23 protein-coding genes are annotated in these 21,026 nt (G+C 71.9%); 6 read left to right on the forward strand and 17 right to left on the reverse strand.

Features of this window, described 5'->3' with window-relative positions; translation table 11 throughout:
- The first annotated feature begins 245 nt into the window (after window positions 1-245).
- Both HNQ09_RS16005 and HNQ09_RS16010 read left to right on the forward strand, forming a co-directional pair.
- A complete protein-coding gene (locus HNQ09_RS16005) occupies window positions 246-443 on the forward strand; it encodes a hypothetical protein (RefSeq protein ID WP_184031350.1) in 198 nt (65 codons plus the stop codon).
- Window positions 436-1,200, forward strand: coding sequence for a monofunctional DNA glycosylase (locus HNQ09_RS16010; RefSeq protein ID WP_343057871.1), 765 nt, complete (start codon window positions 436-438; stop codon window positions 1,198-1,200). Before HNQ09_RS16005 ends, HNQ09_RS16010 begins: the two co-directional genes overlap by 8 nt.
- 56 nt (window positions 1,201-1,256) lie before the next feature.
- Here HNQ09_RS16010 and HNQ09_RS16015 read toward each other — a convergent pair whose 3' ends face one another.
- The 3 genes from HNQ09_RS16015 to def are packed head-to-tail and all read right to left on the reverse strand — an operon-like array spanning window position 1,257 to window position 3,515.
- Window positions 1,257-1,871, reverse strand: coding sequence for an LURP-one-related/scramblase family protein (locus tag HNQ09_RS16015; RefSeq protein ID WP_184031353.1), 615 nt, complete (start codon window positions 1,869-1,871; stop codon window positions 1,257-1,259).
- A gap of 16 nt (window positions 1,872-1,887) precedes the next feature.
- Window positions 1,888-2,859, reverse strand: coding sequence for a methionyl-tRNA formyltransferase (gene fmt, locus HNQ09_RS16020; RefSeq protein WP_184031355.1), 972 nt, complete (start codon window positions 2,857-2,859; stop codon window positions 1,888-1,890).
- Window positions 2,856-3,515, reverse strand: coding sequence for a peptide deformylase (gene def / locus HNQ09_RS16025; RefSeq protein WP_343057872.1), 660 nt, complete (start codon window positions 3,513-3,515; stop codon window positions 2,856-2,858). Before def ends, fmt begins: the two co-directional genes overlap by 4 nt.
- Before the next feature lie 138 nt (window positions 3,516-3,653).
- Here def and HNQ09_RS16030 point away from each other — a divergent pair, with 138 nt between their 5' ends.
- Together HNQ09_RS16030 and HNQ09_RS16035 are read left to right on the forward strand one after the other, a co-directional pair.
- Window positions 3,654-4,829: a tetratricopeptide repeat protein gene (locus HNQ09_RS16030; RefSeq protein WP_184031357.1), complete on the forward strand. Its 1,176-nt coding sequence runs from the start codon at window positions 3,654-3,656 to the stop codon at window positions 4,827-4,829.
- Between the two features lie 92 nt (window positions 4,830-4,921).
- Window positions 4,922-5,461: a hypothetical protein gene (locus HNQ09_RS16035; protein WP_184031358.1), complete on the forward strand. Its 540-nt coding sequence runs from the start codon at window positions 4,922-4,924 to the stop codon at window positions 5,459-5,461.
- A gap of 57 nt (window positions 5,462-5,518) precedes the next feature.
- Here HNQ09_RS16035 and HNQ09_RS16040 read toward each other — a convergent pair whose 3' ends face one another.
- Both HNQ09_RS16040 and HNQ09_RS16045 read right to left on the reverse strand, forming a co-directional pair.
- Entirely contained in the window at window positions 5,519-6,571 is a 1,053-nt protein-coding gene (locus tag HNQ09_RS16040; RefSeq protein WP_184031360.1) for a prolyl oligopeptidase family serine peptidase, read from the reverse strand.
- Between the two features lie 13 nt (window positions 6,572-6,584).
- Window positions 6,585-7,559, reverse strand: coding sequence for an alpha/beta hydrolase family protein (locus HNQ09_RS16045; protein WP_184031361.1), 975 nt, complete (start codon window positions 7,557-7,559; stop codon window positions 6,585-6,587).
- Window positions 7,560-7,943: 384 nt separating this feature from the next.
- Between HNQ09_RS16045 and HNQ09_RS16050 the strand changes: the two genes are divergently transcribed.
- On the forward strand, window positions 7,944-9,128 hold the full coding sequence (locus tag HNQ09_RS16050; RefSeq protein ID WP_184031362.1) for an MFS transporter: 1,185 nt from the start codon (window positions 7,944-7,946) through the stop codon (window positions 9,126-9,128).
- Between the two features lie 16 nt (window positions 9,129-9,144).
- Here the strand turns inward: HNQ09_RS16050 and HNQ09_RS16055 are convergent, their stop codons facing one another.
- The 9 genes from HNQ09_RS16055 to HNQ09_RS16095 all read right to left on the reverse strand — a co-directional run bounded on the left by HNQ09_RS16055 (window position 9,145) and on the right by HNQ09_RS16095 (window position 18,168).
- Window positions 9,145-9,864 carry a PIG-L family deacetylase gene (locus HNQ09_RS16055; protein ID WP_246363429.1) on the reverse strand — a complete coding sequence of 240 codons (720 nt, stop codon included), beginning with the start codon at window positions 9,862-9,864 and terminating at the stop codon, window positions 9,145-9,147.
- A 134-nt stretch (window positions 9,865-9,998) separates the two neighbouring features.
- On the reverse strand, window positions 9,999-10,526 hold the full coding sequence (locus HNQ09_RS16060) for a macro domain-containing protein (RefSeq protein WP_184031364.1): 528 nt from the start codon (window positions 10,524-10,526) through the stop codon (window positions 9,999-10,001).
- A 70-nt stretch (window positions 10,527-10,596) separates the two neighbouring features.
- Window positions 10,597-11,337 (reverse strand): guanylate kinase, encoded by a 741-nt coding sequence (gmk, locus tag HNQ09_RS16065; RefSeq protein WP_246363430.1) that lies wholly within the window; start codon window positions 11,335-11,337, stop codon window positions 10,597-10,599.
- 98 nt (window positions 11,338-11,435) lie between these two features.
- On the reverse strand, window positions 11,436-11,882 hold the full coding sequence (locus HNQ09_RS16070) for a hypothetical protein (protein ID WP_184031368.1): 447 nt from the start codon (window positions 11,880-11,882) through the stop codon (window positions 11,436-11,438).
- A gap of 303 nt (window positions 11,883-12,185) precedes the next feature.
- Window positions 12,186-12,494 (reverse strand): Lrp/AsnC family transcriptional regulator, encoded by a 309-nt coding sequence (locus tag HNQ09_RS16075; RefSeq protein WP_184031370.1) that lies wholly within the window; start codon window positions 12,492-12,494, stop codon window positions 12,186-12,188.
- 156 nt (window positions 12,495-12,650) lie between these two features.
- The gene (gene glmS / locus HNQ09_RS16080) at window positions 12,651-14,471 is read right to left on the reverse strand and encodes a glutamine--fructose-6-phosphate transaminase (isomerizing) (RefSeq protein ID WP_184031372.1); all 1,821 of its coding nucleotides are present in this window, start codon (window positions 14,469-14,471) and stop codon (window positions 12,651-12,653) included.
- 346 nt (window positions 14,472-14,817) lie between these two features.
- Window positions 14,818-16,158: a deoxyribodipyrimidine photo-lyase gene (locus HNQ09_RS16085; RefSeq protein ID WP_184031374.1), complete on the reverse strand. Its 1,341-nt coding sequence runs from the start codon at window positions 16,156-16,158 to the stop codon at window positions 14,818-14,820.
- Window positions 16,159-16,217: 59 nt separating this feature from the next.
- Window positions 16,218-17,420 (reverse strand): trans-sulfuration enzyme family protein, encoded by a 1,203-nt coding sequence (locus HNQ09_RS16090; protein ID WP_184031377.1) that lies wholly within the window; start codon window positions 17,418-17,420, stop codon window positions 16,218-16,220.
- A 97-nt stretch (window positions 17,421-17,517) separates the two neighbouring features.
- Window positions 17,518-18,168 (reverse strand): trimeric intracellular cation channel family protein, encoded by a 651-nt coding sequence (locus HNQ09_RS16095; protein ID WP_184031379.1) that lies wholly within the window; start codon window positions 18,166-18,168, stop codon window positions 17,518-17,520.
- Between the two features lie 169 nt (window positions 18,169-18,337).
- Between HNQ09_RS16095 and rpmF the strand changes: the two genes are divergently transcribed.
- Window positions 18,338-18,520: a 50S ribosomal protein L32 gene (gene rpmF, locus HNQ09_RS16100; RefSeq protein WP_184031381.1), complete on the forward strand. Its 183-nt coding sequence runs from the start codon at window positions 18,338-18,340 to the stop codon at window positions 18,518-18,520.
- A gap of 97 nt (window positions 18,521-18,617) precedes the next feature.
- Here the strand turns inward: rpmF and ubiE are convergent, their stop codons facing one another.
- From ubiE to HNQ09_RS16115, 3 genes are all read right to left on the reverse strand, one after another.
- Window positions 18,618-19,340 carry a bifunctional demethylmenaquinone methyltransferase/2-methoxy-6-polyprenyl-1,4-benzoquinol methylase UbiE gene (ubiE, locus tag HNQ09_RS16105; protein ID WP_184031470.1) on the reverse strand — a complete coding sequence of 241 codons (723 nt, stop codon included), beginning with the start codon at window positions 19,338-19,340 and terminating at the stop codon, window positions 18,618-18,620.
- A 61-nt stretch (window positions 19,341-19,401) separates the two neighbouring features.
- Window positions 19,402-19,791: a GNAT family N-acetyltransferase gene (locus HNQ09_RS16110; RefSeq protein WP_343057873.1), complete on the reverse strand. Its 390-nt coding sequence runs from the start codon at window positions 19,789-19,791 to the stop codon at window positions 19,402-19,404.
- Complete coding sequence (locus HNQ09_RS16115) at window positions 19,788-20,978, reverse strand: BioF/Kbl family PLP-dependent acyltransferase (protein WP_184031383.1); 1,191 nt, start codon at window positions 20,976-20,978, stop codon at window positions 19,788-19,790. The genes HNQ09_RS16110 and HNQ09_RS16115 overlap by 4 nt, the downstream gene beginning before the upstream one ends.
- Window positions 20,979-21,026: the final 48 nt, after the last annotated feature.

Raw genomic sequence — 21,026 nt, forward strand, 5'->3', positions numbered from 1 at the left:
TGGCCATTCTTGACGGTGGAGACGCCACCGCACGCGGGGCAGGGTGGAGCGTTCATACTCCATTGAACTCCTGTCATGCCTCGAAATCCACCACCTTCGCCCCGCATACCTTGACGCATCCTGCATCCCGCGCTATCCTTCTTTCATCACCGCCCGAAGTGGCGGCTTTTTTTGTGCCTCAGGCTCTAAACTTCCCTTCACGCCGGTCTCGCCTGCGCCGCCGGGCCGGGGGGCAGAGTGGCCCCATGACCGACGACGCGCAGAAAAAGGGCTACGATCCGGCCAACGCAGCGCCCGCCGAGGGCCAGAGTCACCCCATCCCCGATCAGGCGCGTGGGCAAAACCCCGATGTGGACCCCGCCGACAAGGACCAGCCTGCCGAGGGCGGGCGCGACGAGGCGGGGGGTCCGGGCGCCAGCACGTCCACCACGGCCCGTGACTGAAGGGCTGTTCGGGCCGCCGGACGGGACTCCGCGCCTCAACGCGGCCCGCCCGGCGCCGGAACGGGCCGCACTGCTGGCGTGGGTGTACGGCCTGCTGCGCGCCGAGTATGGCGAGCGCCCCCTGATTCCCCGCCGCGAGCCGATGCACGAACTCGTCAGCACGATCCTGTCGCAGCGCACCACCCACCAGGACGAGGAGGCCGCCTACCAGGAACTGCTGACGCTGGGCGGCTGGGACGACATCATCCAGGCCCCGACCGGGGCCGTCGCGCACGCGATTCGCCGCAGCAACTACCCCGAGAGCAAGGCCCCGCGCATCCAGGCCACCCTGCGCGCGATCCGGGAGCAGCGCGGCGGCTACGACCTAGACTTCCTGGCCGAACTGCCGGTGGGAGACGCCCTGAAGTGGCTTACCGACCTGCCGGGCGTCGGGGTCAAGACGGCCTCGCTGGTGCTGCTGTTCAACTACGCGCGCCCGGTTTTTCCAGTGGACACCCACGTCCACCGCATCAACACCCGGGTGGGCACGATTCCCCGGATGGGTGAGCAGGCGGCCCACCGGGCGCTGCTGGGGCTGCTGCCGCCCGACCCGCCGCACCTGTACGAGCTGCACGTCAACCTGCTGCGCCACGGGCAGCGGGTCTGCACCTGGACCCGCCCCAAGTGCCCCGCCTGCGTGCTGCGCGACCGCTGCGACGCCCACGCGCTCTACGGCAACAACGTGCCCAGCTTCAGCGAGAAGCCGGGCAAGGGATAGGCGGGCGTGTGGCGGGGCAGCACCCTTCCCGGCATCTCCCCAGCGACCTCTGCCCCTTACCCCCGCTCGCGCTCGCGCAGCACCACTTGCACCAGCCCCAGCACCACCAGCTCGGCCTCCTCGGGGCGGACGGGGCGCAGTTCCTCCACCACGAAGCGGCGTGAAAAGAAGCTGCGGCGCTTGCGGATGCGGAAGGCCGGGTGCCCGGCGGCGTCGGTCACGGTGTAGGTGGGGTTGACGAGGTAGTCGAAGCCCACCGCGATCACGTCACCGATCAGGGGAACGGCGCCGATCACGCCCTCGACGACGCTCATCCAGGGGTGATCGTCGCGGATGGTGAAGGCCAGGCGGTCGCCGGGGCCGAGCAGCTCGTAGCCTGCGCCCCAGAGGGTCCGCATCCCCTGCGCCCGCAGCGCGCCGACCTCCGAGCCGTCCAGGCGGCGGATGTCGCGCCGGGCACGCCAGTCGAGGGCGCCCGCCATCCGGCCGCGCGCCCGGATGCCGTGGGTCTGCTGCTGGCGGGCCTCGTCGGCGTAGACCCGCACCTCGTCGCGGATGCTGAACATCTTTTCCTTGACGACCGCCAGCAGCGTGCCCTGCGCGTCGGTCACGCGCAACTCGGTGAGCAGGCTGAACTTAAAGTCCAGCGTCAGCGGAAAGGTGGGGTTCACGGGGCCGGGTACGCGCTCAGGTGGGGGCCGGTTCCCGCCGCTGCGGCTCCCACAGGTCGAAGCGGGTGCCCGGCATGATCCCGGCGGCCTGCGCCCACACCGCGGCGGGCATGACCCGGCGGGCCTCGGGCTGCACGGTCCCGACGCGCACCGCGCCCTCACCGCAGGCCACGACCAGCCCTTCCCCGTCGAGCCGCAGCACCTCGCCGGGCTGGCCGCTTCCCGGCGCGGGGCGCAGGCCGCCGAGCTTCAGGCGTGCGCCCTCCAGAAAGGCGGTGGTCTGCGGCCAGGCGGCCACCCCCCGGAAGCGGTTCACGACCGCCGGGGCCGGGTCCGCCCAGCGCACGAAGCCGTCTTCCTTGGTCAGCATGGGGGCGTGGGTGGCCCGCGAACTGTCCTGCGGGATGGGCGTCAGCCCAGGCAGCCGGGCCAGGGCGTCCACGATCAGCCGCGCGGCCTGGGCGCTCAGGGCGTCCGCAAGCTCCAGGCTGGTCCACCCCGGCGCGATGGCGAGCGGCTCTTGCAGCAGGATGGGGCCGGTGTCCATCCCCACGTCGGTCTGCATGATGGTGGTGCCGGTAGCCGTCTCGCCGCAGATCAAGGCCCACTGGATCGGCGCCGCGCCCCGGTAGGCGGGCAGCAGGCTGGTGTGGGTGTTCAGAAAGCCGCGCGGAGGAACGGCAAGCAGCGAGGCGGGCAGAATCTTGCCGTAGGCGCAGGTCACGGCCACGTCGGCGCCGCTCTGGCGCAGCCGGGCTTCAAAGGCCGCGTTGCCGCGCAACTTGCCCGGCTGCGCCAGCGGCAGGCCAAGCTCCGCGGCGCGGGCGGCGACGGGCGGCGGCGTGAGCTTCAGCCCCCGGCCCACCGGCTTGTCGGGCTGCGCGGCGACCAGCACGACCTCGAACTGACCCCGGACCGCTTCCAGCACCGGCAGCGCGAAGGCGGGCGAGCCGAAAAAGGCGACGCGCGGCGCGGCCCCGGCGCTCAAAGGGAGCGCTCCCGCCGCTGCTTTTCGGCCTCGGCCAGTTCGTTCAGAAACTGCCTGGACTTGCGCTGCATGGCGGTCAGTTCCTTGCGGTAGTCCTCGGTGACCTCGGGCGGGAGGCGGTCGAGGAAAAAGACGCCGTCGAGGTGATCGACCTCGTGCTGAAAGACGCGGGCGAGGTAGTCGCCCTCCTCCAGCGTGCGCTCCTGGCCGTCCAGATCGGTGTAACGGACCTGCACGGCGCGGGCGCGGCTCACGCCCTCCTCGTAGATGCCGGGGATGCTCAGGCAGCCTTCCTGGTAGGAGCGGTCCTTTTTCTTGTCGGTGACGGTCAGCACCGGGTTGAGCATCACGAACTCGCGCAGGACGCGGGACTTCAGGGGCGCCTCCCGGCCCTCCTGCTCCTCCTCGTCGTCGGCGTACTCGACGGCCACGAACATCCGCACGCTCAGACCGACCTGCGGCGCGGCCAGCCCGACCCCACGCGCCTCGAACATGGTCTCGAGCATGGTGTTCGCCACCTCGCGCACCGTCTGGGGACCGTGGCCCGGCACGGTCAGCAGGTCGGTGGGCTGCACGGGCCTGGCCTTGCGGCGCAAGACGGGATCGCCGTACAGGCGGATCGGATAGACAGGGGGAGGGGCGCTGGGAGCCTTCACAGTGCCTCCGTTTTACCAGAGGCCCGCCAGCGCGTGCCCGCAGCGGGGCACCTTCGGGTCCGGGGGGCGGGGGGGCTAAGCCTTCTCTCACGCCCTCCCCACACGGCCCCCCCAGGCTCGGACGGTAAAGGAGGCACCATGTCCAGACCCCTGCTGCCGCTGTTGACCGCTGCCCTGCTGGGCGGCCCGGCCCTCGCCCAGACCGTGCCCACTCAGCCTGCCCCCGTCCAGCCCGCACCTGCCCAAGCCGCACCCGCGCCCGCCCTCAGCGCCGAGCAGGCCGCCGCCCAGGCCAGGACGCTGGCCGAGGAGGCCCGCCGCAGCTACCCGCCGGGCAGCGCCAGCATCGATCAGGTGCTGTGGAAGCGGGCCGCCGCCGCCGCCGAGGAGGCCGCGCGCCTGGCCCCCACCAACGCCGGCGCCTTGCGGCTGCGCGCCCAGATTTACACGGAGGTCGGCTTCTGGCGGCAGGCCGAGCTGGCCTGGAACGCCTATTTCCAGGTGGCGCCCGCCCAGCCGGGCAGCGCCGAGGCGCGGCAGGCCGCCGCCGCGCAGTACAACCTGGGCTACGCGGCCTACACCCGCAACCAGCCGGGCGAGGCCGCGCGCTTGTTCGCCGCCTGCCTGGAACTGGACGCTGGAAACGTGGACTGCGCGACCTGGGCAGCCCGCACCGCGCTGGAAGCCGGGAACTACCCGCAGGCCCAGACCCTCTATGCCCGCGCGCTGGCGCTGAGGCCCGGCGACCGCACGCTGGGCTATTTCCAGACCCTCGCGCAGAAAGCCGGGCGCTACGGCCCCGCCGCCACCCGCGCCTTCAGCCGCGCCTATGCCGAGCTGGACGCGGGGCGCAAGGCCCAGGCCCTCGCCGGGTTCCAGGAGGCTGCCCGCGCCGCCCCCAACTTCGCGGAGGCGTGGCGCGAGGCCGGACGGCTGGCGCTGGACCTGGGGAACGCCCCGGCGGCCCGCGCCGCGTACCAGGGCGCCGCGGCCCTGCCCGGCGCCACCGCCAGCGACCGCTACAACCTCGCGCTGGCGCAGGAGGGCGAGCAGTACGGCTTGAAGGCGGTGCAGACGTTCCGCAGCGCCTACGCACGCTACACGGCGGGCGACCGGGCCGGGGCCGAAGCCGGATTTCTGGACGCCACCCGCCTGAATCCCGACTACGCCAAAGCCTGGGCGTGGCTGGGCCGGGTGCGCTACGAGGCGAAGAACTTCGCGGGGGCCGCTGAGGCTTACGGGCGGGCCGTGCAGCTTGACCCCGCCGACAAGAGCAGCGCGTATTTCCTGCGGCTGGCCGCGCAGGGCAAGTAGGTCCCAGGCGAGAGGGGGCGCGGCCTGCCACAGCCGCGCCCCTTCTCATGCACCTTCACGCGCCGGGCAGCCGCAGCGCCTACGCTGGGACCATGCGCTCCCTGACCCTGCTGCTGCCCCTGACCCTCCTGCTCGCGGCGTGCGGCTCGCGCGAGGTGCAGGCCCCCGGCGCCTACGACCTCAGCGGCACCATCGGCGGCGACTGGGGCGAGAATCCCCGCCTGCGGCTGGCGCTGGTGGGCACCGGCTTCCCGACGGCGCTGACCAACGACGGCAACCAGCCCCAGAATGTCGTCTCCAGCGGCCTGAACTCCTGGAACTTCGGCTTCGACCTGCCGCGCAGCCCCTCGGTGGCGACGGTGGCGGGTGTGTATCAGGTCATCGCCTACAACGACGCGAACAACACCGGCACCTACGAACCCGGCGAGACCTTTGCGCGCAACCGTCAGTGGCTGATCTACAGCGAGTTCGGCGGCGACATTCCCGCCGTGAAGCTTCCCGGCAGCGGCGAGGAGCTGACCCCCGCCATGACCGTGGAGCGCGGCTGGAACCTCTACAACCGCAACTTCCCGCTCAGCGGCAGCAACCCCAGCCCGGCCGGAAGGGTGACTGGCTACGACATCAGCCGCTGAGGGCCGCTTCCCCGGCCGCCGCGCCCCCACCTGGGGCGCATTTTCGTTTTTCCGGCGCTACAGGTGCTTCTGGAAAAACGCCACGCTGCGCCTCAGCGCCAGCCCCAGGTTGCCGCTGAGGTTGTGGTCGTCCCCCTCGTAGCGGTAGGCCTCCACGCTCTGCCCGCTCGCGCGCAGGTCGTCGGCCAGCGCCCGCTGGAAGCTGTAGGGCACGTCCTCGTCGGCGGTGCCGTGGTGCAACTGGAGGGGCCGCCCGTTTAGGTCGTCGAGGGCGGCGTTGGGACTGAGCGCCCGCAGGTAGCGGCGGTTCAAGGGGTCGAGCACCGGCTTTTCCTGCCCCGGTGCGCGGCCCCAGTCGGTCGCCAGCACGTCGTAGCTCGCGACCACGCCGGCCCACAGCGAGGCGGCCTTCAGGTCCCGGTCCACCAGCATCGCCCGCAGGGAAAGCTGCCCGCCCATGGAGTGCCCCCACAGGCCCAGGCGCCGGGAGTTCACCCGGGGATCACGCTTCAGGCTGGCGGCGGCGTTGAGCACGTCCACCGTGTAGCCGGGATCGTTGTACCCGCCGCCCGCCGTGCCCTGGGAGTCGCCGTGGCCCCGGTAGTCGCTCTTGAGCGTGACGAAACCCGCCCGCGCGAAAGCGTCCTGATAGGCCACGTAGCGCTCGGTCGTGCGGTACTCGCCGGGCGGGATGTAGCCGTGGTTGAAGACGATGGCGGGCCAACCGCCCGGCGGCGGCGTGCCGCCCGGCACGGTCAGCAGCGCGTAGATGGTCAGGCCGTCGGACGCGTAGCTCACGACCTGGCGGGTGTAGTTGACCCCGGGCGCCAGCGTCCGCACGACCCGCAGCGCGCTGCCGGGGTACTCCCGCGCCCGCAACGCCTGAAGGCTGATCGGCTCGCGCGCCACCAGCCGCTGCAACGCCGCGTCGGTGACCTCCCCGAAGGGGGTGGGCGCGGCGTCGGGCGTGGGGGCCTGGGCCTCACCCGCCGGTGCCGTCCGCGTCTGGCTCCACGGCCCCCCAAAGGGCAGCCGCTCCGGCCCGGTCAAGGCGACGTAGCCCACGCCTCCTGCGAGCAGCAGCAGGCCGAGCTGGAGGGGGCGCCTCACGGTCCCGCGCGCCTCATAGCCGCGCCTTGAAAAAGGCCACGCTGCGCGCCAGCGCCGTGTTCAGGTTGCGGGTCAGGTCGTGGTTGTCGCCGGGGTAGACGTAGCTCTGGACCGGCTGCCCAGCGGCCTTCATCTGCCCCACCAGTGCGGTGTGAAAGGCGACGGGCACGTCCTCGTCGGCGGTGCCGATGTGCAGTTGCAGGGGGCCGCCGAGGTCCCGCAGGTACGAGTTGGCGCTGAGCCTGTTCCAGAAGTCGGGATTGCTGCGTGGCGTGCCGTACTTTTCCACGGCCTTTTCGCGCAGCTCCAGCACCCGGCGCGGGATGGAGGCCGGCACGGGGCTGCTCCAGCCGTTCATGATCCCGTCGTAGTCGGCCACCACGCCCGCCCAGATCACGCCGGCCTTGACGCCCGGGTCAATCACCATCGCGCGCAGGGTCAGGAAGCCGCCCATGGAGTGCCCCCACATGCCGATGCGGCCCGCGTTCACCCGGCGGTCACGCTTCAGGCTGCCCAGGGCATTCATCACGTCGGTGGTGTAGCCGGGCGCATAGTAGCCGCCCAGCGCCTCGCCCTGGGAGTCGCCGTGCCCCCGGTAGTCACTCTTGAGGGTCACGAAGCCCGCGCGGGCAAAGGCGTCCTGGTAGGCCACGTAGCGTTCGGCCGTGCGGTACACGCTGGGCGGAATGTAGCCGTGGTTGAAGACGATGGCGGGCCAGCCTCCCTTGGGCGGCGTGCCGCTCGGGACCGTCAGCAGCGCGTTGATTCGCAGGCCGTCGGAGAGATAGCTCACCACGTACCGCTGGTAGTTGCTCCCCGCCCGCAGGGTCTGGCGCACCGTCAGGGCGCTGCCGGGATAGGTCTTCTCGCGGGCGGCGGGAATGCTCATCGCGGCGGCGTCCACGGCGGCGAGGGCGGCGGCGGACTGGGCTTGTGCCGGGGGCAGCAAGGGCAGCAGGGCCGGGAGGAGCAGCGCGGCGGGTTTCATGCCCCAGGCTAGGAAGGTTGGGGGGAGGGGACGGGGTGTTGGCCCACGATGGGGGGGGGGGAGGGAGGTGTCGGGGGGCGCCCGAGGCGTGCGGAGGGCGAGGCGGACTCTCTGCCCCCCCTGGGTCTCCCTCTGCGCAGCGTTCACCGCGCCCGATGGCGAACAGGCTGAAGCCTGAGCGCTGCTTCCCCCGCCGTGTTGCCAAGGCTCCGCAGGGCGGCGGCACAGAGGGCCGGGGAGGCGCCGCCCGCGTCAGGTGGGAGGCCGGAACTGGGAATGCCCAGGCCCCGGCTTGCCCAGGCGGGGACCCGGGCAAGTCCGCGGCCGGGGGGCGGGGGTCCACGTCCGCGAGGCGGCCCAGGCGCGGCCCTACAATCGGCTTTGATGCTCTGGACCCGTCCCCTGCTGATGCTGCGGCTGCTCGCGCTGCTGCTGACCAGCGAACTTGTCCGCAGCGGGTTTCTGGTCGCGGCGCTGCCGGTCGCCGGGCCGGGGCTGGGGCTGGGCACCGCCGCCATCGGCGCGATGGTGGGCGCGCACTACCTCGCGGACGCGCTCGCCAAGGGGCCGGTGGGACTGGTCACCGAGCGCTGGGGCCTGGGCCGGGTGCTCGCGCTGGGGGCGGCGCTGGGGCTGGGCGTGGTGCTGGGGGCGCAACTCGCGCCCTCGCCGCTGTGGGGGGTGCTGGGCTGCGCCGTGTGGGGGGTGGCCTACGCGGCGCTGTGGCCCGGCGTGATGAGCACCTCGCAGGCGCTGGCGCGCCCCGGCTACGCGGCGCGGGCGCTGTCGGTCTCCAGCCTCAGCGTGGCCCCCGCGATCCTGGGCGGGGTGCTGGGCGTCGGGCCGCTGATGCAGGGGCACCCGGGGGCGGCCTGGGCGCTGCTCGCCGGAGCGCAGGGACTGGCCGCCCTGCTGGCCCTGAGCCTGCTGGGACTGCGGCTGCCCGCCCCCGCTGGGGAGCCGGACCGGGCCGGGGGACTCTGGCGCGGCTGGACGCGGGTGGCCGCGCTGCTGCCCGCCGCCTTTGCGCAGACGCTGGCGCCGGGGCTGCTGGCGACCCTCTTCTACCCGCTGCTGGCGCGGCTGGGGCTGGGGCTGGGCGACCTGATTGGGCCGGGGCTGCTGGCGCTGGCGACCTTCGGCCTGGGGCTGTGGGGCGCCGGCAGGCTGGCCGACCGCGCCCACCCGCGCCGCGCCCTGACGCCGGGGCTGCTGGGGCTGGCGCTGACCTTCGGGCTGGCCGCGCTGCCGGGGCTGGAAGACCGGCTGTGGCTCCTCGCGTTGCCGCTGGGCCTGGGCTACGGGGCCTTTATCGCCGGGTGGAACGGGCTGGTGGGCCGGGTGCTGCCCGAAGCCAACCGCGCCGCCGCCTGGGGCACCGTGATGGCGATCGAGGCGCTGGGGTACGCGGCCGGTCCCCTGCTGGGGGGCCTGACCTGGGCGGCGTTCGGGCCGCCGGGCGTGTTCGCGCTGGGGGCCGCCGTCTTTTTGCTCACCGAGGCGTATTACCTGTGGCCGGGCCGCGCCGTGGTCCGCGCCGCGCCCGCGCCGGGGGGCCGCGCGCCCTGACGCGGCGCGCTGGCCCCTACAACCCGGCGGGGTCCACCAGCAGCGGCTCCTCGATCTCGAACGCCTCGGCGTAGCGCACCCGCGCCAGCGTGCCCCAGTAGGTCAGGCGGGCGCGGCGGCGCTCCACGATCTCGGGGGTGACCGTCTCGGATACGTACCCGCCCGTGAACTGGCTGACGTGGGCGCGGATGGCGGCCTCCCAGCTTTCCATCACGTCTCCCACGTCCACCAGCAGGTTCGCGCGAATGTCCCCGTTGCCCTGGTACAGCAGCACGCGGGCGACCCGGTGTGCCTCGCCGCCCAGGTCGGCCTTGCGCAGCGCCGCGAGGTGCAGCGCCCGCCGCGCCAGGTGGTAGGTCCCGAAGTGGTCCGGGTGGCGGTCTTGGTGGTGCGGCACGACCAGCACGCGCGGGCGCACGGCGCGCAGCACGGCGGCCAGCGCGTGCGCCCCGGGCGGCGTGTCGGCCAGGCCCCCGTCGGGGAGGCCCAGTTGCCCGCGCCAGGCCAGCCCCATGACCCGCGCCGCCGCCACGCACTCCGCCCCGCGCCCCTCCGGCGTGCCCTGGGTGCCGCGCTCGCCGCGCGAGAGTTCTAGCACCCCTGCGGCCTGCCCCGCCCGGCCCAGACGAATCAGCGTGCCCCCCGCCCCGATCTCGGCGTCGTCGGGATGGGGCGCCAGACACAGCCAGTCGAGCGGCTGGACGCGGCCGTACACGGTGGAAAAAAGCTCGCTCATGGCCCGCAGCATAGGCCGGAGAGGCCACAAAAAAAGCCGCCCTTTCAGGCGGTGATAGAGAAAGGATAGCGCGGGATGCAGGGCAGGTCAAGGGATGCAGGCGGATTTTTGGCCGGGCCGCCGTTCCGTCAGTCTCAGGACGCTTCCTCGGCCTCCAGCCGGTCGAGCACCTGCCGGAAGACGCCGAGCGGACCGGCGCCGTGCAGCACCACGCGGACCGTCAGCTCGGGCTGCTCTGCCAGAAAGGCGCGGATGGTCCGCAGGGCGACGGCCGCAGCTTCCTCCAGCGGGTAGCCGTAGACGCCCGTGCTGATGGCCGGAAAGGCCACCGAGTCGCAGCCGTGCTCGGCCGCCAGACGCAGGCTCTGGCGGTAGGCTCCGGCCAGCAGTTCGGCCTCGCCCTGGCCGCCGCGCCAGATCGGCCCGACCGCGTGCAGGATGACCCGGACGCCCTGGGCCGCCATCCCGAAAGCGGGCGTGGCGACGGCGGTCCCGGTCGGGGTGCCGCCCAGCGGACGCAGCGCGCGCAGCAGCTGCGGCCCGGCGGCGCGGTGAATCACGCCGTCCACGCCGCCTCCGCCCGCAAGCTGGCTGTTGGCCGCCGTCACGACCGCGCAGGTGCGCTCCTGACCGATGTCTCCCTGAACGAGGTGCAGTGGCATGGCGTCAGGGTAAAGCAGCGGGGACAGGCACGGGCGGGAGGAGGGCGCCCCTCATCCCCGTGCCCGCGCCTCAGCTCTCGACGACCTGCTGCAAGGCTTCACGGCTCAGGGCGCGGCTGCGGACCGTCTCGGCCAGTCTGGCCGCGTCCCGGTCTTCGGGGGTCCACTCGGCCTCGGGTCGCTGCCGGGCGCGTTCGGCGCGCTGCACCGCGTGCAACTCGCGCACGGCGCGGTCGAGGTCGTCGTTGACGACCACATACCGGAAGGCGTGCGCCTGGGTGATCTCGCCCACAGCGCGGGCCAGGCGGCGCTCGATGCGTTCGGGCGTCTCGGTGGCCCGCCCGGTCAGGCGGCGGCGCAACTCGCTGAGGCTGGGCGGCATGATGAACACCAGAATCGCCTCGTCGCCCATGCGCCCTTGCACCTGCATGGCGCCCTCCACCTCGATTTCCAGCACCACGTCCTGCCCGCGCGCGAGGGCCGCCTCGATGGGTTCGATGGGCGTGCCGTAGTGGTTGCCCACGAACTGCGCGTGCTCCAGAAACCCGCCCGCGCGGGCCTTTTCCAGAAAGGTCTCGGGCGTCACGAACACGTAGTCCACGCCGTCGCGCTCGCCGGGACGGGCCTCGCGGGTGGTCCAGGAGGTCGAGTAGAACACGTCCTGCCCGGCCAGCCAGCGCTCGCGCAGGGTGCCCTTGCCCACGCCCGAGGCGCCCGTGATCACCAGCAGCAGCCCCCGGCGCGAACCTGGCGCGGGGGAGCTGGGCGAACCAGAGGAAGAAGAGGGGGTGTCAGCCACGGCAGCCTTCATTCCTGACAGCATACGGCCCGCGCCGGGTAGAGAAGTGTCCCTGCGCAGTGTCCCCGCGTCAGGAAGCCCGCACGCTGCGGGGCAGACCCCGGCGCCGGTTACTTGCGCTTGCTGGCCGCCTTGGTTTTGGTGCCGCTGCCGCGCGACCGGCTCTTGCCCAGGGCCTGACCCTTTTCGTAGCTGGCCTGCATCTTCTTGCGGGTCTCGGCGGCCATCGCCTTGAAGTCCACGAGTCCGGCCTCGACCGCCTCCAGGCTGGGCTTGACCGCGCCGCTGCGGCGGGTGGCCGCCAGATCCCGGTTGGTCTGTTCGAACCAGGCCTCGAACTCGGGCGTCACCTCGAACAGCATTTCCTTGGCGTCGCGCTGGTAGGTGCCTTCCGCGCCCCGGCGACTGAATTCCTTGGGCATGGTGAAGCGCTCGGGCATATAAGCCGCCTCGAACTTGCCTTGACGCACCGCTTCGCGAAACAACTTCACGAAGGCGTCACTGCGCTGCGGGTTGCTGAGGTCGTGAATCTGCTCGCTGAGTTTCTTGTAAGCCATGGAAGTTCCTCCGTTCCCAGAGTATGGGTCCGGCGCGGGGTGTCTGTAAAGTTGCCCCCGCCTTTGACACTGCGGGGGGGCTGTCTACACCCAGGCGGGGGCCGTATTGCCTCCAGCTGCGGCGGCGCTTACGGCTGCGCGCCATGCAAAGGCCCCCGGGCGGGCGGTCTACAAACTTCTTCCGCCATCTTCCGCGAGGGTGGCCGCCTTGCGACAGGGCGCCGGACATCGGGCGTCTCTTCTCCCCTTTTGGTGCCGCACACTGTCAGCACATGGAAAGCGGGGGGCACGGCAGCCCGGGCCTCAGGACGGCTGCTCCCCGCCGAGCTGACCCTCGTCGAGGCCGACGCCGAAGCCCTGGTCGAGCAGCGCCTCGCTGTAGGTGCGGAAAGCCAGCATGGTCTGGGTGCGCGCGATGCCGTCCACCTTGCGCAGGTGCCCGGTCACCACGTCGTCGAGGTCCTCGTAGCGCTCCAGCCGCAGCACCGCCACGATGTCCCACTCGCCGGTCACGGAGTAGACCTCACGCACCCCCGGCACCCCGGCCAGCGCCTCGGCGGTCTCCTGAATGCGCTGGCGGTCGGCCTGCACCATCACGATTGCGGTTACCATGCCCCGCATTGTGGCCCCTGACGGGGGGGGGCTGTGGCCGGGGGACGAGGCCCAGCCCCCCCAGGAGGCCCAGGCCTGGCCCGGACCACAGAGCGGGCGCGCCGAACGGTGGTCCGGCGCGCCTGCTCAGAGCCAGGGGTGCTGCTGGGAGGTGATTTACTCGACCGTCACGCTCTTGGCGAGGTTGCGCGGCTTGTCCACGTCCTTGCCCAGGTAGCTCGCCGTGAAGTAGCTCAACAGTTGCAGGGCGACCGCGTTCACCACCGGGCTGACCATCTCGTGGGCACGGGGCACGTACAGCACGTCGTCGGCGTGCTGGGCGTTCTCGGTGTCGCCGTCCGAGAGCAGGGCGATCACCTTGCCGGAGCGGGCGCGGACCTCCTGCACGTTGGAGATGGTCTTCTCGAGCAGGAAACTCTCGGTGGCGACCACCACGACGGGCAGGTTCGCGTCGATCAACGCGATGGGGCCGTGCTTCATCTCGCCCGCCGCGTAGCCCTCGGCGTGGATGTAGCTGATCTCCTTGAGCTTCAGCGCGCCCTCAAAGGCAGTCGGCGCGTTCACGCCGCGTCCCAGGAAGAGGTAGTCGCGGGCGTGGGCGTACTTCTCGGCCACCCGCTTGATCTCGGCGACGCGGGCGGGATTCAGGGCCTCTTCCACCAGGCGCGGCAGTTCACGGGTCGCGTGCAGCAGGTCCTGCGCCTGCGTGTCCGTCAGGGTGCCGCGGGCGCGGCCCAGCCACAGCGCGAGCATCACAAAGGCCCCCACCATGCTGGTATACGCCTTGGTGCTCGCCACCCCGATCTCCGGCCCGGCGTGGATATACAGGGTGTCGTCGAGTTCGCGGGTCATGGAACTGCCCTTGGCGTTGATCACGCCCAGGGTCTTCGCTCCGCCCTTCTTGGCCTCGCGCAAGGCTTCGAGGGTATCGATGGTCTCGCCCGACTGGCTCACCACGATGGCGAGGGTGTTCTCGCTCACCAGCGGGCTGCGGTAGCGGTACTCGGAAGCCACGTCCACCTCGACCGGGATGCGCGCGAGCTGCTCGATCAGGTACTCGCCCACCAGCCCGGCGTAGTAGGCGGTGCCGCAGGCGATGATCGAGATGCGCTTGAACGAGGACGGATCGAGGTTGATGTCGAGGTTGACCTCGCCCGTGTCGTCGTGCAGGCGGCCAATCAGGGTGTTTGTCAGGGCGGTGGGCTGCTCGTAGATCTCCTTGAGCATGTAGGTGTCGAAGCCGCCCTTTTCCGCCGCCTCGGCGTCCCAGTCGATCTGCTCGATGGTGCGCTGCTGGGGGTTCCCGGCCAGGTCGGTGACCCGGAAGCCGTCGTCGTGCAGCACGACCATGTCGCCGTCGTGCAAGAAGACCATCCGGCGGGTGTAGGCCAGCAGCGCGGGCACGTCGGACGCCAGGAACATCTCGCCTTCCCCGACCCCCATCACCAGCGGGCTGACGGTGCGGGCCGCCACGATCTCCCGGTGGTCCACGTGCGTCACCACGATCCCGTAGGCGCCGCGCACCTGCCCCAGGGCCGTCCGCACCGCTGCCTCCAGGTCGCCCGAGTACGCCTCTTCGATCAGGTGGGCCAGCACCTCCGAATCCGTCTCGCTCTTGAAGGTGTGGCCCCGCTCAATCAGGCCCGCCTTGAGGGACAGGTAGTTCTCGATGATCCCGTTGTGGATGATCACGATGCGCCCGTCCTCGGTGGCGTGGGGGTGCGCGTTCGTGTCGTTGGGCAGACCGTGGGTGGCCCAGCGGGTGTGGCCGATGCCCAGGGTGCCGGGCAGGGGCGCGTGCTCCAGCTCCCCGCTGAGGTTGGCGAGTTTGCCGGCCTTCTTCTTCACCACAACCCGTCCGCCGTCCGCGACCGCCACGCCCGCGCTGTCGTAGCCGCGGTATTCCAGCTTGGCGAGGCCCGAGATCAGCACGTCCTGCGCCTGCCTGCCCCCGATGTATCCGACGATTCCGCACATACGTACTCCTGAGGCCCGCACCCGGCGCAGGGCCGGGACGCGGGCGGTGTCTGGCTGGGTTGTCTCGCACCGCGCGGCCTTATCTCTGCGTCGCCGCAAAAGCTTATCGCCGCGCTTCACCGCGTGAGCGGTCGGGTAGGCCCGTGCCGGGACCTGGAGGCATCCGCAGAACGCTTTCGCTGACCTCCACCTCGTCTTCTGCCCCCCTGGGGAGCAGACCTTGCGCTGCCCTGTTGCTGTTTGCCCTCAGTCAGGGGAACCGGACACCAGCGGTTCGGGCCGAGCATAGCACCCGGCCCCGACGCGGGAGTGAGATGTGTACGGGCCTCACCGGAGGCCCCGCGCCTCAGCTCCAGCGCCGGGCGTAGGCCTCGGCGTCGAACTTGCGGCTGAGGCCACTGGCCGCGAGGTAGCGCACCGTGCCGAAGATCGGCCGCCGCGCCCAGGGCCGGTCGTGCAGGCCGAAGATCCAGCCCACGCTGGCGTAGGAGTTGGCGTCGCGGCCGTCAAGCTGGTAGCGGTTGTTCAGCCAGAGGGTGGTGGCGTAGGCCTCCTGGGGCGTGGCACTCCACTCCAGGATCTTCTTGCCCCAGTACATCCGCATGGCGTTGTGCATCCGGCCCGTGCGCACCATCTCGCGGTGGGCGGCGTTCCAGTAGCGGTCGTGGGTCGCGGCGGCGTCCAGTTGCTCGCGGGTGTAGAGGTGCGGGCGGGGATCGGCGGCGTGCGCCTCCAGGTTCTCCCGTGCCCAGTGCGGCAGCCCCTCGTAGCGGTCGTAGGCGGGGTTGAACTCGCAGAAATTGAAGCTGAGTTCGCGCCGCACGATCATCTCTTCCAGGAAGGCGTCCAGGCCAGGGCCGCCGCCGGAGTGTTCCCTCGCCGCGAGCGCCGCCGTCAGGGGCGAGAGGTGCCCGTAGTGGAGGTAGGCGCTCAGGCGGCTGCCCCCGTCCACGTTGGGGTCGCGCCGCCCGGAGTCGTAGCCCGGCAGCAGGCGGGTGACGAAATGCTCCAGGCGGGCCAGTGCCCTCACCTCGCCGCCCTCCTCCTCGCCGGGAGGCACGCTGTTGTCCACGCCGAGCGCCCGCACCGTCAGCGCGGGGTCGGACACGTCCAGCCCGGGGTCCCAGTCGGGATGCCCCTGCGCGCCCTCCTGCACGTCCACCGGCACCAGAAAGCGTTCCAGCACGCGGTGCAGCTTGGGGCGCAGGGTCCGGGCGGCAAACTCCTGCTTTGCCGAGACCACCCGGATGGGCACCACCGCGTCGGACTCCACCTGCACGAAGGGCACGTCGAGCCGGGCGGCGAGATCCGCGCGCCACTGGCGGCCGGGGCGCAGATACCCCCGGTCGGTCACGACGAGGCTGGCGCCCCGCGCGGCTTGCCAGACTTCCCCTGGCGGGTCGCCCAGGCGGACGGACAGAGGAATCCCCCGCGCCCCCAGCCCGGCCCGCAGGTCACGCAGGCCCTCCAGCAGGTACTGGAAGTGCCGCGCGTTCGCCTCGGGGTAGGCGGGATTCAGGGCGAAGATGGCGGCGAGGGGCACGCCCAGGCGCCGGGCTTCCCCTACCGCGTATTCCAGGGCGTGGTTCCCCACCGTCCGCACGCTGGACTGCACCCACAGCAGGACAAAGCCCTCCCGCGCGGGCGAACCCGCTCTCAGCACTTCCACCCGTTCCGGCTGAATCATGAGCGGGTTTTACCCCGCCGCCCCGGCTTCAGACGGTGGCCGATGCTGCCGAACCCGCCTCAGCCTCCGGCGGCCACCGGCACCCGCTCCAGCGCGCCCAGCACGTCGCGGATCAGGTCCTCGGCGTCCTCGATGCCGACCGAGAGGCGGACCAGCCCCGGCGTGACCCCCTGGCGCGCCAGCGTTTCCTCGCCCAGCAGGTGGTGGGTGGTGCTGGCCGGGTGGCACGAGAGGCTTTCCACGTCCCCGAGGCTGACCGCCTGCGTGAACAGCCGCAGCCCGTCCAGAAAGGCGAAGGCCGCCGCCCGCGAGCCGAGGTCGAGGCTCAGCAGGCCGCCGTAAGCCCGCATCTGCCGCGCCGCGACCGCGTGGCCGGGGTGGGTGGGCAGGCCGGGGTAGTGCAGCGCCCGGACGGCGGGGTGCCCCTGGAGGGCCGCCGCCAGCGCCGCCGCGCCCTGGCAGTGGGCCTCCATCCTGAGCGGCAGGGTCTTGAGGCCACGCAGCAGCAAGAAGGCCTCGAACGGCCCCATCACCGCCCCGACGTGCCGCAGTCCGTGCAGACGCAGGTCCGCGATCAGGTCCGCGCTGGCCGCCACCACGCCGCCGATCACGTCGCCGTGCCCGCCGAGGTACTTGGTGGCCGAGTGCATCACCAGGTCGGCCCCGTGCGCCAGCGGGCGGGTCAGGTACGGGGTGGAAAAGGTGTTGTCCACCACCACCAGCGCGCCTGCCGCGTGGGCCACCTGCGAGGCGGCCCGCAGGTCCACGATCTGGATGGTGGGGTTGGTCGGGGTCTCCAGCCAGACCAGCCGGGTGCGCCCCGAAACAAGCGCGCGCAGCTGCTCCACGTCGTGGGCCTCGCGCACCGTCACCCCGAACTTCTCCAGAACGTCGCGCAGCAGCCCCTCGGTGCCGCCGTAGAGGGGACCCACGAAGGCGACCTCGTCCCCGGTTTTCAGCAGTGTCAGGGCGATGGCGCTCGCCGCCCCCATGCCGCTGGCAAAGGCCACGGCGTCCCCGGCCTCCTCCAGGCTGGCGACCTTTTCCTCGAAGGCCCGCACGGTGGGGTTGGAAAGCCGCGAGTAGAAGTAGCCCTGTTCCTCCCCCGCGAACAGGCGCCCCCCGCGCTCGGCGCTGCCGTACCCGAAGGTGGAGGTCGCGTAGATGGGCACGGCGTGCGCGCCCGTGGCCGGGTCGAGGCCATGCCCCGCGTGGACGGCACGGGTACGGAATCCGGCGGGCCGGTCAGGCTGTGTAGACATGATGCAGGCAGTCTAGAGCATGGGGGAGCGCCCGGCCCTCTGCGCTGAGTCCTGGGCAGAGGTCAAGGCGGGGGCGCTGGCCGAGGCTGACCGCTTCCTACCCCCCCGGCAGCCGCCGCACCGGCAGCCTGACCCAGCCCCGGCGCGAGACGTAACGCAGCAGCAACACGGTCACGGCGCCGCCAAGCTGGGCCTGAAAGGGCGTGACGTGGGGGTGCAGCAGGTAGACGGCCACGGCGCCTGCGGCGGCGGCGGTGGCGTACAGCTGGTCGCGGCGGTACATCACCTCCGGGACCTCGTTGGCGATCAGGTCGCGGACGATGCCGCCGCCCACGCCGCTGAGCGCTCCTGCAAAGGCCACGCCCAGCGGTCCCAGCCCGATATTGAGCGCGCCCAGCGCCCCCGACGCCGCGAACAGGGCCAGGCCCACCGAGTCGAAGACGCTGAGCGTGCGCTCGAAGCGGGCCAGCCGCTCCCCGAAGCCGAAGGCGAGGACCGCGCCGAGCAGTGCCACCCACAGGTAGGTTTCGTCCCGCAGGAAAAGGGGCGGCGCCTGCCCGGTCAGCGTGTCGCGGATCGCGCCGCCGCCCACCGCCGTCACGCAGCCCAGCACCAGCACGCCGAACAGGTCAAATCTCTTGCGGACGCCCAGCAGCGCTCCCGAGAGGCTGAAGGCCAGGATGCCCAGCAGGTCGAGCCAGCGCAGGCCCACTTGCAAGGTGACCTCGGGAACGGCGAGTTCGTGCATCGGGGGCCATGCTAACGCGCGCCTGCCGCGCTCTTCCGGGGCCGCTGGAGGGCGTGCTATACTCCCGGCTGTTGTCTCGCCCGGCTCAGGTCCACCTGGGGGGCGAAGCGCGCCCCGGCGACCTGCCCCGGCAGGAAGAGACGCGCCGCGCGGCCCGAGGAGAAAGATCATGGCGAAGCACCCCGTTCCCAAGAAGAAGACCAGCAAGAGCAAGCGCGACATGCGCCGCAGCCACCACGCCCTGGTCGCCCCCAACCTGACCGAGTGCCCCCACTGCCACGCCAAGAAGCTCAGCCACCACATCTGCCCCAGCTGCGGCCACTACAACGGCCGTCAGGTGCTGGCGGTCTAAAGCTCTGAAGCCCGAAGAAAGCTCCCCCGGTGGGAGCTTTTTTTGGCCCACAACTTGCTGCCTGGAGAAGGCCGCCCCCACAGGCAGCAGCCTCCCCCTACCCCTTGTCCCCCACGTGAATCGCCGCGATCCCGAAGGTCAGCAGGCGGTAGCGCGTGCGGAAACCCGTCGCGTGCATCAGTCCGGCGAGGCGCCCAGGGTCCGGGAAGGCCAGGACACTTTCGGGGAGGTAGGTGTAGGCGCCCGCGTTGCCGCTGACGAGCGCGCCGATGCGCGGCAGCACCTGCTGGAAGTACAGCCGGAACACACGGCCGAACAGGCCCCGGCGGGGCGGCGGAAACTCCAGGATGACCAGGCGCCCCGCCGGGGTCAGCACCCGCCACATCTCGGCCAGGCCTTGCCCGTAGTCGGCGAAGTTGCGGAAGCCGAACGCGCAGGTCACGCTGTCGAAAGACCCGTCGGGATAGGGCAGGTTCAGCGCGTCGCCCTCCTCCAGCCGCACCTCCAGGTGCCGCCCGCGCGCCTTCTCGCGGGCCAGGGCCAGCATCTCGGGCACGAAGTCGCTGCCGACGACCTCGGCCCCGGGAGCGCGGGCCTTGAGTTCCAGCGCGAAGTCTCCGGTCCCGGTCGCCACGTCGAGCACCCGGGCCGGATTCAGCGCCAGCGCTTCCTGCGCGGCCTCGCGGCGCCACGCGCGGTCCACCCCGAGGCTCAGCACCCGGTTGAGCAGGTCGTAGCGCGGGGCGATGGCGGCGAACATCGCCTGCACCTCGCGGCCCTTGTCGCGCGCCTCGGGGGGTCGGTCGCCCACCGGGGGCATCTGGGGAGGCAGGGTCATGGGGCCGATGATAGGTGGGCCGGGGCGGGACAGGCGGGAAAGCTCAGCCCAGCCGCAGCAGCCCCGCCGCCGTGGGCCGGAAGCCGCAGGCGGCGTAGAAGCCCTCCAGCTGGGGTTCGAAATCCACGTGCAGCCAGTGGGCACCGCCTGCGCGGGCCGCCTGCACCGCTTCCCGGACCAGCCTGCTCCCGACGCCCCGCCGCTGCCAGCCCGGATGGACGGTCGTGTCCAGCAGGAAGGCGTGCACGCCACCGTCCCAGGCCACGTTCACGAAGCCGACCAGCCTCCCTTGCTCGTGCGCGGTGACCCAGGTCAGGCTGCGGGACAGGACGGCGGGCCAGCCGCTGCCGTCATCGCGCCCGCCCCAGGCGGCCTCGCGCAGTTGCCCGAGCGCGGCGAAGTCCACCTCCGCCCGCAGGCAGTACCCGGTCACCCCTGGGCGACGCTCAGCGCCCGCCCCACCCGCGCGTAGGCCGCGAGCGCGAAGTCGAGGTCGTCCCGGGTGTGCTCGGCGGTCACGATGTTGCGGATGCGGGCCTGGCCCCGGGGCACGGTCGGAAAGCCCAGCCCGACCGCGAAGACCCCCTCCGCGAAGAGGCGGCGGCTGGCCTCGAACGCCGCCTCCGCCTCGCCGAACAGCACGGGCGTGATCGGCGTCTGGCTGCCCAGGGTGTCGAAGCCCAGCCGGGCGAGTTCGGCCTTGAAGTAGCGGGTGTTCTCCCACAGCCGCGCCATGAACTCCGGCTCGCGCTGCACGAGGTCCAGCGCCGCCGACAGCGCCCCCACGACGGCGGGCGGGTGCGCGGTCGAGAAGAGGTAGGGCCGGGCGCGGTTGATCAGCAGTTCGCGCAGGTCGGGATGCCCGGCCGCGTACCCGCCCACCACGCCCCAGGCCTTGCTGAGCGTGCCGACCTGAATCACGTCCTCTGCGGTTTCGAAGCCGAAATGGTGGACCGTGCCGCGTCCGTCTGCCCCCAGCACGCCCGAGCCGTGCGCGTCGTCCACGTAGGTCACCGCCCCATACTTGCGCGCGACCTCGATCAGGCGCCCCAGCGGCGCGATGTCGCCGTCCATCGAAAAGACCCCGTCGGTCACGACCAGCTTGAGGCCGTCCGCGTCATTCTCAGCCAGCACCCGGTCGAGGTCCTCGGGGTCGGCGTGCTTGTAGATCTTCTTGGTCGCCTTGGTCAGGCGCAGGCCGTCGATGATGCTGGCGTGGTTCAGCTCGTCGCTGACGACCAGGTCGCCGGGCTGGAGCAGGGTGCCCAGCACGCCCTGGTTGGTGGTGAAACCGCTCCCCAGCACCAGCGCGCTGCCGGTGTGCTTGAAGGCCGCGAGCTGCTCTTCGAAGTCCTCGTGGATCCGCAGCGTTCCGGCGATGGTCCGCACCGCGCCCGCGCCCGCCCCCCACTCGCGCAGGTACTGCTCGGCCCGCGCCTTGATCTCGGGGTGGTCGGCAAAGCCCAGGTAGTTGTTCGACGCCAGATTCACCACGTCCCGCCCGTCCACCCGGGTGCGGGCGCGGTTGGCGGCGTCGAGGACGCGCGGGTGGATCGAGAGACCCTGGTCCCGCAGGCCCGCAAGCTCCGCGCGGAGACGGCTGGAGAGAGAAGTTGCCATGCCCCGCAGTCTAGAGCGGCCCCGGCGCCCGGAAGGTGGGGGACCCGC

The sequence above is a fragment of the Deinococcus budaensis genome (assembly GCF_014201885.1).
GTDB lineage: Bacteria > Deinococcota > Deinococci > Deinococcales > Deinococcaceae > Deinococcus > Deinococcus budaensis.

Coding starts and splice junctions, on each gene's coding strand:
- HNQ09_RS16030 (WP_184031357.1), top strand. CDS start 3,654: ATGTCCAGACCCCTGCTGCCGCTGTTGACCGCTGCCCTGCTGGGCGGC.
- HNQ09_RS16070 (WP_184031368.1), bottom strand. CDS start 11,882: ATGGCTTACAAGAAACTCAGCGAGCAGATTCACGACCTCAGCAACCCG.
- HNQ09_RS16060 (WP_184031364.1), bottom strand. CDS start 10,526: ATGCCACTGCACCTCGTTCAGGGAGACATCGGTCAGGAGCGCACCTGC.
- HNQ09_RS16090 (WP_184031377.1), bottom strand. CDS start 17,420: ATGTCTACACAGCCTGACCGGCCCGCCGGATTCCGTACCCGTGCCGTC.
- rpmF (WP_184031381.1), top strand. CDS start 18,338: ATGGCGAAGCACCCCGTTCCCAAGAAGAAGACCAGCAAGAGCAAGCGC.
- HNQ09_RS16045 (WP_184031361.1), bottom strand. CDS start 7,559: ATGAAACCCGCCGCGCTGCTCCTCCCGGCCCTGCTGCCCTTGCTGCCC.
- HNQ09_RS16050 (WP_184031362.1), top strand. CDS start 7,944: ATGCTCTGGACCCGTCCCCTGCTGATGCTGCGGCTGCTCGCGCTGCTG.
- HNQ09_RS16005 (WP_184031350.1), top strand. CDS start 246: ATGACCGACGACGCGCAGAAAAAGGGCTACGATCCGGCCAACGCAGCG.
- HNQ09_RS16085 (WP_184031374.1), bottom strand. CDS start 16,158: ATGATTCAGCCGGAACGGGTGGAAGTGCTGAGAGCGGGTTCGCCCGCG.
- HNQ09_RS16035 (WP_184031358.1), top strand. CDS start 4,922: ATGCGCTCCCTGACCCTGCTGCTGCCCCTGACCCTCCTGCTCGCGGCG.
- ubiE (WP_184031470.1), bottom strand. CDS start 19,340: ATGCCCCCGGTGGGCGACCGACCCCCCGAGGCGCGCGACAAGGGCCGC.
- HNQ09_RS16075 (WP_184031370.1), bottom strand. CDS start 12,494: ATGGTAACCGCAATCGTGATGGTGCAGGCCGACCGCCAGCGCATTCAG.
- HNQ09_RS16055 (WP_246363429.1), bottom strand. CDS start 9,864: ATGAGCGAGCTTTTTTCCACCGTGTACGGCCGCGTCCAGCCGCTCGAC.
- glmS (WP_184031372.1), bottom strand. CDS start 14,471: ATGTGCGGAATCGTCGGATACATCGGGGGCAGGCAGGCGCAGGACGTG.
- gmk (WP_246363430.1), bottom strand. CDS start 11,337: ATGAAGGCTGCCGTGGCTGACACCCCCTCTTCTTCCTCTGGTTCGCCC.
- HNQ09_RS16115 (WP_184031383.1), bottom strand. CDS start 20,978: ATGGCAACTTCTCTCTCCAGCCGTCTCCGCGCGGAGCTTGCGGGCCTG.
- HNQ09_RS16095 (WP_184031379.1), bottom strand. CDS start 18,168: ATGCACGAACTCGCCGTTCCCGAGGTCACCTTGCAAGTGGGCCTGCGC.